Source organism: Pseudarthrobacter sp. alpha12b (genome assembly GCF_054130495.1).
Window position 1 is genome coordinate 3,802,315 of sequence record NZ_CP196746.1, and the last position, 14,444, is coordinate 3,816,758.

Sequence of the window (14,444 nt, forward strand, 5' to 3'; positions counted from 1 at the left end):
CGCCCGGCTTTACGCCTCCGGCTCGGGCTCGGGCGCCTCGGTCAGAAGCAGCGCGGTTCCGCCGTAGGCAGGCAGTTCCAGGAAGAAGCTGTGCAGGTCATCCACCTGCCCCACCGTCTCGCCGCTGAACAGGTCCTGCACGTTGGCGCCGGACGGCAGCTCGTTGGACTGGATGCTGCCGGCGATGTCCTGGCCGGAGAAGTTGAGCGCCGTAACCTGCAGGGCCCCGTCCCTCAGCCGGTTGACCAGTACCAGCGCGGCACGGTTGGAGACCTCGGGCACGTCGAGCAGGGTGCCCGTGGCGATCCCGTTTTCCTCACGCACGGCGAGGATCCGCTGGAGGCGCCGGGCGAATGAGTCCTGGTCCTGCAGCTGGTCCGGCAGGGACCCGTACAGGCTGCGGGCCCGTGGCATCCCGGCCGACGATCTGGTGGCATCCGGGCTGGTTCCCATGAGGTCGTGGGCGCCGCGGTTGATCCAGCGTGTGTCGCCCTGCGAGGTGAGTTCGCCGACGCTGCTGCGGTCCAGGGCCAGGATGCCGGTGAGGTCCCAGCCGGAAAGGGCAAAGACGCCGGGCTGCAGCGCGTTGTACATGGCCAGGAGCAGGTGGACGTCCCGGATCTGCGCCTCCTGCTCCGGGGTGACGGTGGCCGGGTCCTTGATCCCCAGGGCGGCCATGATGAAGCTGACCGTGGTGCAGGCAATGCCATTGGTGGTGAAGACGGCGTTGTAGGGCGCGTTCTCGCCGGTCAACCGGTCCCGGAGGGTCTGCTGCACATTTTCGGCCAGCTGGGCGCCGGTGAGTTCCTCGCCGTAGAGCTCGAACATCTCGTCCCGGTGCCCGGCGGCGAAGTGCAGCAGCTCATAGGTGAGTTCGTCATGGTTCTGCAGTGCGTGCACCAGCGAGGCCTGGTCAACGCCGATCTCCATGGACAGGCGGAGGGTCAGCCGCAGGAACTCGGTATCCGCCGTAACCAGGGCGTAGTGGTACGCCGGCCGGGTGATGAAGTCGTAGGAAAGGTCCGGGCCGGCCTCCGAGGTCGCCTTGATGTCGTCGATGGTCAGGTTCAGCTCCTGGAAGGAGAACCCGCCCACCTTGCGGATCATGGAGCCGATGAGCTGGTTGGCGGCCTCGGACAGCGGGTGCCCTTCGGACCAGCCGGGCTGTTCCTCGGCGCTCTTTTCAACGCCCAGGAAGCCGTTGGCATCGAGGCGGAGCGCCCCGGTGCCCAGGTCCACCAGCGAGTGCAGGGCATCGCCCACCACCAGGCGCATTCCGGCGAAAGTGGGGTCGAGCCAGTTGATGGAGGGCTGGCCGGCCTTGAAGTAGTGCAGGTAGACCCAGCGGCGGGTCTTGCCGGTGGTGTCCACGATGGGCCGGGTGGCGCTCCAGTTGGTCTCCTTCACCCCCGGCTCATAGAAGATGACCCGCTGCAGCCGGCCGATGATGTACCCGGCCTTCTGCAGCGCCTGCTCCGAGTCCGGGCTGAGGTTCACCGAATCGGCACCCTCCGGGACGTCCGGGAGGAGGTTCCAGTCCTCTTCCGGGATGTCCACCATGTGGTAGATCCCGGGGTAGTCCCGGAAGTTCATTTCGGCCAGGCGGAAGTCCGCGCCCTTGCCGGTGTGGCCGGGGACGATGTCATCAATCACCGTGCCGTCATGCTCGGCGGCCACCTCGCACATGCTGCGGAACTCTTCCTCGGTGCCGAAGACCGGATCGATGGCCATGCTGATGCGGTCGAAGTGCCCGTCCACGCTGGGCGTATGGGACCAGCCGCTGATGCCGCCGGCGAGTTTCACGGGCCCGGTGTGGATGCCGCGGATTCCGATTTCGCGGAATGCTTTCCACATCTCCGGGTCGCCCAGGGCAGAGAGGAACGACTGGCCGGTCCGGGTGATGAAGGACAGCGGGTAGGCGGTGAACCAGACGGAGGCGCGTTCGACGGCGGCCCGCGGGTTGGGATGCGCATACGAGTTCTGCCACATGCTGGCCTGGCCGGACAGCTGCCGTGCCAGCGTATTCGCATCCCCGAGCATGGCCTGGTTGCGCAGCCACTCCACGTAGGCGGCGTTCCGGCCGTCGAACTCGAAGGACGGCCTGCTGCCTACGAACTGCCGCCGCCGCGCGATGGGCCGCAACGCCTTGGGCCGGGCCGCGAAGAACTGCTCGTCGAAGGTGACCTCCAGGTCCGCTGACGGCTCCGCAGCGCCCTCTTCCACTTCCGCATTGCCTGCGGCGGCTGCATCCGCTTCTGAAGTACGCTCGCTGGTGCCCGGCTCCCGCATAAGCTCCTCTTTCCATTGCTCGTTTCCGTGCTGGCATGGATGCTCCAAGACCCCTTGCCCAAGGTCAGGTACCCAAGCGAGCAGGGAGTATTCGGTGTTCCCTCTCCCGATGCTACTGCGCAGCGGAGCCGGCGAAGGGGACAAACGTGCCCGGACTAACGGATGCTTTGTGCGATATCCCGCCCAATCTGCTGGAGGAGGGCGGTGGACAGCTGGGGGTCCTTGGCGGAATCGCGGCTGGTGTAGTCCGCCAGGGCATAGACCCTTGTCAGGGAGATGTCTGCCCAGCGTTCGCGGGGAAGGAGGGAACGTCCGGCAACGGCGATGATGGGCCGGGGGCCTGAGCGGCGGGCTACGGCTGCCGGCAGCTTACCGGCGAGGGTCTGCACATCGATGCTGCCTTCGCCCGTGATGACCACGTCGCAGCTGTCCCTGCGCGCATCGAAGTCCAGCAGGTCCAGGAAGAAATCCGCCCCTGAGACCTGCCGTGCGCCAAGGAGCAGGCAGGCGTAGCCGATCCCACCGGCACTGCCGGCCCCAACATGCAGTGCCAGCCGGTGGGCGGAAGCAAATCCGGCCTCCGCCATCCTGTCCACGAAGTGCCCCAGCCCGGCGTCGAGGACGGCGATGTCCTGCGGTCCTGCACCCTTTTGGGGGCCGAAGACGGCCGGAGCCCCGGCAGGACCGGTCAGCGGATTGGAAACATCACTGGCAACAACCAGTTCCGTCTGCGCAAGGCCGGGGATTGGGGATCCCTGGACGGAGTGGATCCGCCGGAGGGCGCGCCCTGTCGCCTCCAGTTCGCGGCCGTCGTCGTCCAGGAAGGTGTAGCCCAGGGCGGACAGCATCCCCATGCCCCCGTCGGTGCTGGCGCTGCCGCCCAATGCCAGCACGATCCGTGCGGGGGCCAGCCCGAGTGCACAGCGGATGGCTTCGCCGAAACCGCGGCTGGACGAGTTGAGCGCGTCCAGGGAGTGGTCGGGCAGGAGCGAGATCCCGCAGGTGTTGGCAACTTCCACGACGGCGGTTACGCCGTCGAAGGCGATGGAGGCCTGGACCTGTTGCCCGGTCGGCCCGGTCACCGGACAGGTGTGCCGGGTGAAGCCTGCCGAGACGGCGGCGTCGACGCTGCCGTCTCCACCGTCCGCCAGGGGAAGCAGTTCGCACTGGATGGACCGGCCGGCCCCGGCGGCGGACCGAAGCCCGGCCGCCAGGGCCTGTGCCACCTCGCCGGCGGTAAGGCTGCCTTTGAACTTGTCCGGTGCGATGAGGGCACGCACCGCCGGTGTGGTTGTGGACATGTCAGACGGTCTCGGAGTAGGCGGGGCGGCGGTCGGCCGCCAGGGAGTGGTCGACGCCGTCCGGACCTTCCGCGAGGGCCGGCACCTTCTGGAGGTCGTCGTCGGGGTCGCCGGAACCGCCACGCAGTGCGGTGCCCTGTGCGGGCAGGGGTTCCACTGCCTGGCCGGCGAAGACGCGCCGGACACGGTCGGCGTCGAGGGTGTGGTCCCACCAGGCGATGAACAGGGTGGCGACGGCGTTGCCGGTGAAGTTGACCAGGGCACGGCATTCGGACATGAACTTGTCGATGCCGAAGATGAGCATGATGCCGGCCGCCGGGATGGTGCCGATGGTGGCCAGGGTGGCGGTCAGGGCGATGAAGCCGCCGCCGGCCACCCCTGCTGCGCCCTTTGAGGTCAGCAGCATGACCGCGAGCAGGCCCAGCTGCTGGCCGATGGTGAGGTGCGTGTTGGTGGCCTGGGCGATGTAGAGGGCGGCCAGGGACAGGTAGATGGCCGCGCCGTCAAGATTGAAGCTGTAGCCGGTGGGGACCACCAGGCCCACGGTTTCCTTCTTGACGCCGGCGTGCTCCAGCTTGCGCATCAGGCCCGGCAGGGCAGGCTCGGCCGTGGAGGTGCCCAGGATGAGCATGTATTCCTCTTTGAGGTGCCTGATCATGGTGAAGATGTTCAGCTTGAGGAACGCCATGACCGAACCGAGCACCACCACCACGAACAGGATGGACGTGGCATAGAACAGCGCGATGAGCCCGCCCATGCTGGTCAGCGATGAGACGCCGTACTTGCCCACTGCGTAGGCCATGGCGCCGAATGCGCCCAGCGGCGCGGCTTTCATGATGAAGCTGAGGATCTTGAACATCACGGCGGTGAGGCGCTGGACGCCGTCCAGCACGGGAGCCCCCACCTTGCCGATGGCATTCAGGGCGATGCCGAAGACGACGGCGATGAAGATGACCTGCAGGATGTCACCCTCCACGAAAGGTCCAACAACGCTGTTGGGGATGATGTGGGTGATGAACTGCCACCATTCCTGGTGCGCGCCGGCGTCGATCAGTTTGGCCGCCGAGTCCGAGGTTTTGATGGTGCTGGCGTCGGCATTCACGCCCTCGCCCAGGCGGAAGATATTGATGGCCACCAGTCCGAACGCCAGGGCGCAAATGGTGCCGACCTGGAAGTACGTCAAGGCCTTCAGCCCCGTCATGCCCACCTTTTTCAGGTCGGCGACGCTGGCGATGCCACCCACGATCGTCAGGAACACGATGGGCCCAATGAGCATCTTCATCGCATTCACGAACGTGGTGCCGATCGGCTCCATGGCAATGCCGGTGGCCGGGGCGAGCCAGCCCACCAGGATACCGATGACGATCGCAGTCAGTACCCAGAAGTACAGTTGCCGGAACCACCGGGTTTTCGGGGCCGCTGTTGCAGCTGCGGCGGTGCTGTTGTGGTCCATGATTCCTACCTCATTGTTGGAATGTCTTTGGAAAAGCTGGAGTGGGCAAGTGCGGGGGACTTCCGCGGGCGGCCGCATGGCCGCCCGCGGAAGGGCTGTAACTAGACTGCGGCGGGAGCCAGCGTCAGGGCCTTGATGATGGCCTCGGTGACATCCTCGGTGGTGGCGTCGCCGCCCACGTCGCGGGTCAGGTGGCCGGAGCCAGTGGCTGCCTCGATGGCCGCTTCCACCCGGCGGGCTTCGCCGTGCAGGCCGAAGTGGTCCAGCATCAGGGCTGCGCTGGCGATGGCGCCGATCGGGTTGCTGATGCCCTGGCCGGCGATGTCCGGGGCCGAGCCGTGGACGGGTTCGAACATGGACGGGAAGCGGCGCTCAGGGTTCAGGTTGGCGCTCGCGGCCAGGCCCAGGCTGCCGGCGAGGGCGGAGCCGAGGTCGGAGAGGATGTCCGCGTTCAGGTTGGACGCCACCACCACTGACAGGTCCTCCGGCTTGAGGATGAACTTGGCGCTCATGGCGTCCACCAGGACGCTTTCGGTCCTGACGTCCGGGTAGTCCAGGGCCACGCGGTTGAAGACCTCGTCCCAGAGGACCATGCCGTACTGCTGCGCGTTGGACTTGGTTACCGAGGACACCTTCTTGACGGTGCGGGTCCGGGCCAGGTCGAAGGCGAAGCGCATGATGCGCTCGCAGCCCTTCTCTGTGAACAGTGCGGTCTGCAGGGCCACCTCGTTGCCGGGGCCGCGGCCGCTGAGGTTGCGGCCACCCAGTCCTGCGTATTCACCTTCGCTGTTTTCGCGGACCACAACCCAGTCAAGTTCGGTGTTGTCGGCCTTGCGCAGCGGAGACTGCACGCCCGGGAGGAACTTCACGGGGCGAATGTTCGCCCACTGGTCAAAGTTCTGGGTGATGTTCAGGCGCAGGCCCCAGAGGCTGATGTGGTCCGGGACGTTCTCCCAGCCCACGGCGCCGAAGTAGATTGCGTCAAAGTCCTTGAGGGCTTCCAGGCCCTTGGGGTCCATCATCTGGCCGGTCCGGGCGTAGTACTCGGAGCCCCACGGGAACTCGGTCCAGTCGAAGGCGAACTTGCCGTTGGAGTCTTCGGCGAGAGCCTCCAGGACGCGGCGGCCGGCGGAGACCACTTCCTTGCCCACGCCGTCTGCGGGAATTGAAGCGATGCTGAAAGTCTGGTTGGCGCCCATGCGGCTACCTCCTTGTTGAGTGTTCGCAGTGTGCTCCTGTTGCGGGGGTCACACTGTTTTCTTCCTCTTCAAGTAGACGGGCGTCCCCCGCACGGCGTCCAAGACCAAGACTCAATGCGGCTGATAGGAAGGGCCTATCAATTTTTCATCGATTGCTCCGATAATGCCCTTTTGAGCCCCCAAAACGACGTTGTCGGAGCAACCGATGGGTAGCCCCTACCTATTCCGCGTGCTGCCCGGCCACGTCCAGGAAGGCACGGGCTGCGGGAGTGAGATCGTCCTTGCGGCTCAGGATGGCCACTTCGAGGTGGGAGACCGGTTCGATCAGGAGCGTGCGCAGGCCGGCCTTGTGCGCGGTGGGTGCCCACGAGGAAGGCATCACCGCATGGCCCACGCCGGCGAGCACGAGTGGCAGGATGGACGTGCGGTGCGCCACCTCCACCACAATCTCGGCGTCGATGCCGCGCGCCAGTGCGTCGTCCACGAGCCAGCGCATCAGCGAGCCCCGCTGGCTGGCGATGATTCGGTGGCCGCCGAGGTCCTCCCGCACAATCGCGCCGCCGGCCCCGAAGGTATCGGCCCGGGGGTTGACGATGAGGATCAGGGGCTGGCGTTCCAGCTCGAGGACTTCCACGCCGGGAACACGGATGGCCGTGGGGGAACCGGCCAATCCGATTTCCGTGCTGCCGCTGCGCACGGATTCGATCACCTCTTCCGGCGTGAACGCTGCCCCCACATTCAGCCGGACGGAGGGGTGGGCCTGGGTGAAGGCCGCAATCATGGACGTGAGGGGTTCAATTCCCGGGGACGGCATGGTGATGATGTCCAGCTGCCCGCTGCGGATGCCGCGAAGCGCCTGCACTGCAGACTGTGCCGCGGCCAGGTCGCGCATCACCAGCCGGGCCGGGCCCACCAGCTCCTTGCCCGCATCGTTAAGGACAGCCCGGCGCCCGATCCTGTGGAACAGCGGCACGCCGAGTTCCTTTTCCAGCCCGGCGATGGTCTGGGACAGGGAAGGCTGGGCGATCAGCAAGTGTTCGGCCGCGCGGTTGAATCCACCGTGGTCAACCACGGCGAGGAAGTACTTTAGTTTCCGGGTGTCCAAAACGCGGCTCCTTCTCCCGCCGGCCGATGCTGCGGTGCGCCTGAAGCCTACCCACGCCCGCCCCGTTCCGCGAATCCCCCTTTCCCCCTTGTTTCGCCCACTTTCCCCACTAAGGCCACGAGCGGCCGTATTCTTAGATCAAAGGTTTTGCAGTGGGCCGGAGTGCTGATAGCAGGGCTGGAACATGGCCGCTGAACCCACGGGGCAGGTTGGCTGGGGACTGCTTCCAGTTACCCCGGAGCCGGTCTTCGACAGCAAGGATGTCGAAGTCTTCCTCCGGGAAGTCACCCATGACTTCATGAGCGATATCAAGGGTGAACGCCGCGGCATTGGCTGGGCCGCTACGCTCTTCCGCCTGGGTCAGGCACGCACGCTTGCTGCCAGCACGGAGCAGGCGCGGGAGGCCGACCGGGAACAGTGCTCCTTTGCCGACGGGCCGCTCATGGAGGCCATGCGCACCGAGGCGTTCGTCCTGGTATCCGATCTCAACCGTGACCGCCGGTGGCCGGGTTACGCCAGCGCGGCGTCGGCTCATGGGGTGCAGTCGATGCTTTCCGTGCCCATCATGACCGAAGGCGGGACAAGCGCCGCGATCACCTTCTACGCAGGCACGCCGCACGCGTTTACCAGTGACGACCTGGTCGGGATCCAGGGCTACGCGCGCCAAATGGCCCGGGCCCTGCGCCTCGTGTTCCGCGTGGCCGAGCGCGCGGAAACGACGGCGGGTCTCGCCGTCGTCCAAAGTTCCCTGGTCCTTGTGGACCTTGCCGTGCGCAGCCTCATGAACGAATACGGACTCACCCGGGAGGGCGCGCTGCGGTTCCTGCAGACGCAGGCGCTGCACCACGAAGTGGACCTCCGGGACGCGGCACTGAGCGTTGTGGCCCCCAGCGGCATGGACCGCGGGGCCGGGCAGCCTTCGGGGCTGCGGCAGGAAACGTACGACGGCGTGGCGGAGCTTCCGCGGCCGTCGGCGGCGGGGCGGGACCTTCCAACCGGAACGTCGCCCCGCAAGGACGCTGCGGCGGGGGAGGAACCCCCGCCCGCTGCGGAAGGGAGGACGGCATGACCATCGAGAAGCAGGAGCTGCGCTCCACCGCGGACGGACCGGACAGGCACCCCTGGCACCGATTCGTCGCCCTGGGGGACTCCTACACCGAAGGAATTGGCGACCCCGAGCCGAACAGCCTGGGCGGCCTCCGGGGCTGGGCAGACCGGGTGGCCGAGGAACTGGCCGACGGCCAGCCGGACTTCGCCTACGCCAACCTGGCCATCCGCAGCATGCTGCTGCGGCAGATCCTCGACGCCCAGCTGGAACCGGCCCTGGCGCTCAAACCCGACCTGATCGCCATGTCCGGCGGCGGCAATGACATCATCTTCCGCCATGGCGACCCGGACAGGTTGGCGGAAAAGATTGATGAGGCCGTTGGCGTCCTGGTCGCGACGGGTGCCACCGTGTTGCTGTACGCCGGCCCCGACTGGGGCAACACGCCGGTTTTCGGCAAAATCCGCGGGCGCGTGGCGATCTACAACGAGCATCTCCACAGGATCGGGGCCCGGCACCACGCCATCATGGTTGACCTCTGGTGCCTGCCGGAGCTTCACCACGCCGTGATGTGGGATCTGGACCGGCTGCACCTGTCCCCGCTGGGCCATCACTCGGTAGCCGTGGCCACCCTCAACGCACTAGGTGTACCGCACACGCTCAAACCACTGCAGCCCCGGCCGCTTCAGGCCCATGGCTGGACGCAGGCCCGGGCCGAAGACTTGGTCTGGGCCAAGCAGTACTTCGTGCCGTGGGCGCTGAAGCAGATACGGCCCCACCCGGCAGACAATGGATTGGCGGCGAAGCGGCCCCGGCCCGGACCGGTGTTCGGCCTTGGCCGTCCCGGTCCCTTCCCGCCGGGCCACCCCGTTGCGGGCCTGCACACTGGACTCGCGGGCGGGCCGGCCCCGGAGGGTCAGGCAGCCTAGCCTTCAGTACCCCTGGTTAACAAAAGCCGGGATCCGCTGGCCGTGACCCCGCCCTTCAGCCCGGCGTCACGACCTGCGGGCGTCCCTGATCAACGCGATGAGCGCAGGGACTCCCGCCAGCACGGCGGGAACGGCCAGCAGCAGCCCGTATCCGGGTTGGGATGCTGATGTGACTGCGGCAATGACACTTGCAGCCAGGGCGGCGATGAGCGCAAGGGATAACGCCCTGCGACGGTCCCTGGCGTTGAAGAAACGAAAGCCGCCGAGGCCGGCGGTAACCACGGCGAAGACGATAATGCTCCCTGATACGACAGCGACCCCTGGCCCGGGAGCATCCCTTAGCTGGTCAATGAGTGCGATCGGAACTGCGAGCATCCAGCCGCTGAGGAGAACCGCGAGAACGCAGCCTGTTAGACGCGCCCTGGGTACCGGAGCCAGGGTGTAGATCTGCTCTGATGGCAGGTCCGCCTGCTGGACGTGGCGATGGGCTGCCGGCGGTGGCGGCTGCGATGGACGTGCAGTGTTCTCAAGCATGGTCCCCCCGAACGTATTGCCTGTGTTGTTCCACCCTACCGGGGCAGCCCGCGGCTGTCCCTTTCCGGCGTTCCGCCTTAGCGCTTTTTCGGGCCCCGCTTCGCGGCGGCGTTCATGGCGGCCTTGACCGCCGGAGGCAGCCCTGCATGCTCGGTTTCCGGTTCGGCCACCGTCCCACGTGCCTTGGCGATGGCCTTCATGCCGTGATAGATCACCAGCGCGGCAGCGGAACCCAGGGCGATGCCGGTGAATTTCAGGTCCCCGATGGTCCAGGTGTAGTCGGCGATGCCGATGATCAGGGCCACGGCGGCCGTGGTCAGGTTGACCGGGTTGGAGAAGTTGACCTTGTTCTGCACCCAGATCTTCACGCCCAGGATGCCGATCATGCCGTACAGCATGGTGGCCGCGCCGCCCAGTACGCCTGCCGGGACGGTGGCGATCAGCTCGCCGAACTTGGGCGAGAAGCTGAGCAGGACGGCAAACATGCCCGCCACCCAGTAAGCCGCCGTCGAATACACCTTGGTGGCAGCCATGACGCCGATGTTTTCAGCGTAGGTGGTAGTGCCGGAGCCGCCGCCCAATCCCGCCAGGACCGTCGCGGCGCCGTCGGCCATCAGCGCACGTCCGGAGACGCCGTCGAGGTTCTGCCCGGTCATGGCGGCAACGGACTTCACGTGGCCGATGTTCTCGGCCACCAGCACCAGGACCACGGGCACGAACAGGCCCAGAACGCCGATGTGGAACTCGGGGGTCTGGAAGTGCGGCAGGCCCACCCAGGCCGCGGCGTCCATCTTATCGTACTTCACCTCTCCGCGGAGCATGGCCACCAGGTAGCCCACCACCACGCCCACCAGGATGCTCAGCCTGCCCAGGATCCCGCGGAACAGGACGCTGACCAGGATGATCGTGGCCAGCGTGACCAGGGCGGTGATGGGAGCGGCGTCGAAGTTCTGCTTTGCGGCGGGGGCCAGGTTCAGGCCGATCAGTGCCACGATGGCACCCGTGACGATGGGCGGCATCAGCCGGTTGATCCAGCCGGCGCCGAACTTTTGGACCACGGCACCCACCAGGGCCAGGGTGGTCCCGGCAAGTACCACGCCGCCCAGGGCGCCGGGGATGCCGAACTGCGCCTGCGAGGCGGTGATGGGAGCGATGAACGCGAAGCTCGACCCCAGGTAGCTGGGCACCCGGCCCTTGGTGATCACCAGGAACAGCAGTGTGCCGATGCCGGAGAAGAACAGCGTGGTGGCCGGCGGCATTCCGGTGATGATGGGCACCAGGAAGGTGGCGCCGAACATGGCCACCACGTGCTGCATGCCCACGCCGATGGTCAGGGGCCAGGCCAAACGCTCATCCGGGGCCACCACCTGGCCTGGCTTGATGGTTTTGCCGGTGCCGTGCAGCTTCCATTTGATTCCGAGCATGCTCATGGGAAGGAATGCCTTTCAGGGGGTGCCGCGAGTGGGCGAAGATCAACTCGATCCAGAATACCGCCAAGTTTTTCGCTCATGCCCGCTGTGGCCAAGGTCACCCGGCGTCACGGGAAGAGGAGGAAAGCACTTGAAGTTGCAACTATGGAAAGCACCAGAGGCCACCCCGGCAGGCGGGCGGCGCAGCGAAAGGTAAGCCAATGACCATTGCCCACGAAGAAGCGGTTATCGATTCGGCAGCCGTGGACGCCATCTTTGCCCAGGCCCGCACCGCCAACTCCTTCACCGGCGAGGTGTCCGAGGAACAGGCCCAGGCCATCTACGAACTCACCAAATTCGGACCCACTGCCTTCAACTCCCAGCCGCTGCGCGTCACCTACGTCCGCTCTGCCGAGGCCCGCGCCACGCTGGTGGACGCCCTGTCCCGTGGCAACCGCGCCAAGACTGCCTCCGCACCGCTCGTGGCCATCCTCAGCTACGACACCGACTGGGCCGGCAAGTGGGACAACTTCCTCCCCGGCTACAACGCCCCCAAGGCCATGTACGACGCCGACCCCGCACTCGCCGCCGCCACGGGCAACAACAACGCCCACCTGCAGGCCGGCTACTTCATCCTGGCCGTCCGTTCGCTCGGTTTCGCCGCCGGCCCCATGACCGGCGCTGATTTCGACGCGATTGACGCTGCCTTCTTCCCGGCCGGCGACCAGAAGAGCTTCCTGGTGGTCAACATTGGCCAGCCCGGCGAGGACGCCTGGGGCGAGGCAAAGCCCAAGTACTCCTACGACGAGGCCGTCCGCACCGTCTAACGCCCCATCACTTCCTGCGTCTTTTCCACAAACGCCCCATCACCTGGTGATGGGGCGTTTGGGTTTTGAGCGCAGGAGGTGATGGGGCGTTGGGAAGGGGGAGATGCGGCGGGTGGGAGACTGGGCGTATGCCCGTGCGGAACCTTATCTTTGTGGCCTTCGTCGAGCCGGTGGCGGACGGCCAGGTTTTCCCGCGGACGGACTGGCCCCTGCACATCACGCTGGTGAGGTTCGACGCCGCCAGTACGGACACTGCCGACGTCGCCGAACGCATCGCCGGGCACGCCGGCACGACGGCGGCCGCAGCACTGGGTGCCAAGCTGACGGTGGGGGAGGACGCAGCTTTTGGCCGCAACGGATCTGTCCCGGTGAACCTGGTGGAACCGCACCCCGCCCTGCAGGAGCTTCATGAGCGGCTGGTGCAGGTGGTGGCGGACGTGGGCGGGAGGATCCTGACACCGGCGCACACGCTCGCCGGCTATCGGCCCCACGTCTCACACCACGGCGGCAAGCGCCTCCACCAGGGCGACGCCGTCGTGCTTGACCGCGTCGCCCTGGTGGACATGGCTCCCGGCGGCGACCACGCCGTCAGGCGCGTCCTCCGGCTGTGGCGCCGCGAAGGTGATAGCTAGGCGATGACGCCGTCCACCAGCGCCTTGGCCTCGGCCTGCACCTGCTTCAGGTGCTCCTCGCCCTTAAAGGACTCGGCGTAGATCTTGTACACGTCCTCGGTGCCGGACGGACGCGCTGCGAACCAGGCGTTCTCGGTGACCACCTTCAGGCCGCCGATGGGGGCGCCGTTGCCGGGGGCCTCGGTGAGCTTGGCGGTGATGGTCTCGCCTGCCAGTTCCGTAGCGGTGACGTCCGCCGCGGAAAGCTTGCCCAGCTTCGCCTTCTGCTCACGCGTGGCGGCGGCGTCGATCCGGGCGTAGACCGGGGCCCCGAACTGGTCCGTCAGCCCCTTGTACAGCTGCGACGGGGACTTGCCCGTGACCGCGGTGATCTCGGACGCCAGCAGGGCCAGCAGGATGCCGTCCTTGTCCGTGGTCCACACGCTGCCGTCCAGCTTGTTGAAGGACGCGCCAGCGGACTCCTCGCCGCCGAACGCACCTTCACCGGAGAGCAGGCCGGGCACGAACCACTTGAAGCCAACGGGAACCTCAACGAGCTTCCGGCCCAGGCTCTGGGCCACGCGGTCGATGATGGAGGAGGACACCAGGGTCTTGCCCACGACGGAGTCGGGGTTCCAGCCGCTGCGGTTGCGGTAGAGGTAGTCGATGGCGACGGCCAGGTAGTGGTTGGGGTTCATCAGGCCGCCGTCGGGGGTGACGATGCCGTGCCGGTCCGCGTCCGCATCGTTGCCGGTGGCCACATCAAAGGTGGATCCGCCATCGGACATGCGCTGGATCAGTGAGGCCATGGCCGACGGCGAGGAGCAGTCCATGCGGATCTTCTCGTCCCAGTCCAGCGTCATGAACGCCCACTGGGGGTCCACCGTGGGGTTCACCACGGTGAGGTCCAGGTGGTGGCGTTCGGCGATCTCGCCCCAGTAGTCCACGGAGGCACCGCCCATGGGGTCGGCACCGATGCGGACGCCGGCGTCGCGGATGGCGTCCAGGTTCAGCACGGACGGAAGATCGTCCACGTAGCTGGAGAGGAAGTCGAACTTGCCGGTGGTGTCCGCGGACTGGGCGTCGGCCAGCGGGATCCGCTTGACGCCGCGGAGGCCGTTCTCCAGCAGTTCGTTGGCGCGGTTGGCGATCCAGCCGGTGGCGTCGGAGTCTGCGGGGCCGCCGTGCGGGGGGTTGTACTTGAAGCCGCCGTCGCCCGGCGGGTTGTGGCTGGGGGTCACTACGATGCCGTCCGCCTGCGGTGCTCCCGGCGCCGCCTTCCGGTTGTAGGTGAGGATGGCGTGGCTGAGGGCCGGGGTGGGGGTGTAGCCGTGCCGGGCGTCGACCAGGACCTGGACGCCGTTGGCGGCGAGCACCTCGAGGGCGGAGTTCTGTGCAGGCTCGCTCAGGGCGTGGGTGTCCTTGGCCAGGAACAGGGGCCCTGTGACGCCCTGGGCTGCCCGGTATTCCACGATGGCCTGGGTGATGGCCACGATGTGCTGCTCATTAAAGGACGCCTTCAGGCTGGAACCCCGGTGCCCGGAGGTGCCGAAAACTACGCGCTGGCCGGGATCACCCAGATCCGGCGCGATGTCGTAATACGCGTCAAGAAGCGCAGTGATGTCAACAAGGTCCTGGGGTTGGGCAACTGTACCCGCGCGGCTAGCCATGGCTCCAGCATGCCAGAAGCTGGCAGGAGTCAAAACGACCCGCCCAGAATCCGGACGCTGTGACCTGCCGTG

The 14,444-nt window shown here is 66.9% G+C and carries 12 protein-coding genes; 4 read left to right on the plus strand and 8 right to left on the minus strand.

All coding sequences use genetic code 11. The features are described from left to right. Positions 1 to 9: 9 nt before the first annotated feature. From treS to ACTAQI_RS17575, 5 genes are all read right to left on the minus strand, one after another. Complete coding sequence (gene treS / locus ACTAQI_RS17555; RefSeq protein WP_457947558.1) at positions 10 to 2,289, minus strand: maltose alpha-D-glucosyltransferase; 2,280 nt, start codon at positions 2,287 to 2,289, stop codon at positions 10 to 12. A 155-nt stretch (positions 2,290 to 2,444) separates the two neighbouring features. Then, positions 2,445 to 3,590 (minus strand): glycerate kinase, encoded by a 1,146-nt coding sequence (locus ACTAQI_RS17560; RefSeq protein ID WP_457947559.1) that lies wholly within the window; start codon positions 3,588 to 3,590, stop codon positions 2,445 to 2,447. A gap of 1 nt (position 3,591) precedes the next feature. Beyond that, complete coding sequence (gene dctA / locus ACTAQI_RS17565; RefSeq protein ID WP_457947561.1) at positions 3,592 to 5,043, minus strand: C4-dicarboxylate transporter DctA; 1,452 nt, start codon at positions 5,041 to 5,043, stop codon at positions 3,592 to 3,594. Between the two features lie 101 nt (positions 5,044 to 5,144). Then, a complete protein-coding gene (locus ACTAQI_RS17570; protein ID WP_457947562.1) occupies positions 5,145 to 6,242 on the minus strand; it encodes a tartrate dehydrogenase in 1,098 nt (365 codons plus the stop codon). Positions 6,243 to 6,462: 220 nt separating this feature from the next. Beyond that, a complete protein-coding gene (locus tag ACTAQI_RS17575; protein WP_457947563.1) occupies positions 6,463 to 7,347 on the minus strand; it encodes a LysR family transcriptional regulator in 885 nt (294 codons plus the stop codon). 184 nt (positions 7,348 to 7,531) lie between these two features. Here ACTAQI_RS17575 and ACTAQI_RS17580 point away from each other — a divergent pair, with 184 nt between their 5' ends. Together ACTAQI_RS17580 and ACTAQI_RS17585 are read left to right on the plus strand one after the other, a co-directional pair. Then, positions 7,532 to 8,416, plus strand: a complete 885-nt coding sequence (locus tag ACTAQI_RS17580; protein WP_457947564.1) for a GAF domain-containing protein — start codon at positions 7,532 to 7,534, stop codon at positions 8,414 to 8,416. Further along, complete coding sequence (locus tag ACTAQI_RS17585) at positions 8,413 to 9,321, plus strand: SGNH/GDSL hydrolase family protein (protein ID WP_457947566.1); 909 nt, start codon at positions 8,413 to 8,415, stop codon at positions 9,319 to 9,321. Before ACTAQI_RS17580 ends, ACTAQI_RS17585 begins: the two co-directional genes overlap by 4 nt. A 66-nt stretch (positions 9,322 to 9,387) precedes the next feature. On the opposite strand, the gene ACTAQI_RS17590 is transcribed toward ACTAQI_RS17585, so the two are convergent. Beyond that, positions 9,388 to 9,855: a hypothetical protein gene (locus ACTAQI_RS17590; protein ID WP_457947567.1), complete on the minus strand. Its 468-nt coding sequence runs from the start codon at positions 9,853 to 9,855 to the stop codon at positions 9,388 to 9,390. Between the two features lie 77 nt (positions 9,856 to 9,932). Beyond that, the gene (locus tag ACTAQI_RS17595; RefSeq protein WP_457947568.1) at positions 9,933 to 11,285 is read right to left on the minus strand and encodes a uracil-xanthine permease family protein; all 1,353 of its coding nucleotides are present in this window, start codon (positions 11,283 to 11,285) and stop codon (positions 9,933 to 9,935) included. A gap of 200 nt (positions 11,286 to 11,485) precedes the next feature. On the opposite strand from ACTAQI_RS17595, the gene ACTAQI_RS17600 reads away from it, so the two are divergent. Next, positions 11,486 to 12,091, plus strand: coding sequence for a malonic semialdehyde reductase (locus tag ACTAQI_RS17600; protein ID WP_457947570.1), 606 nt, complete (start codon positions 11,486 to 11,488; stop codon positions 12,089 to 12,091). A gap of 134 nt (positions 12,092 to 12,225) precedes the next feature. Further along, the gene (locus ACTAQI_RS17605; protein WP_457951098.1) at positions 12,226 to 12,723 is read left to right on the plus strand and encodes a 2'-5' RNA ligase family protein; all 498 of its coding nucleotides are present in this window, start codon (positions 12,226 to 12,228) and stop codon (positions 12,721 to 12,723) included. Here ACTAQI_RS17605 and pgm read toward each other — a convergent pair. Next, positions 12,720 to 14,372 carry a phosphoglucomutase (alpha-D-glucose-1,6-bisphosphate-dependent) gene (pgm, locus tag ACTAQI_RS17610; protein ID WP_457947572.1) on the minus strand — a complete coding sequence of 551 codons (1,653 nt, stop codon included), beginning with the start codon at positions 14,370 to 14,372 and terminating at the stop codon, positions 12,720 to 12,722. The genes ACTAQI_RS17605 and pgm overlap by 4 nt on opposite strands. Positions 14,373 to 14,444: the final 72 nt, after the last annotated feature.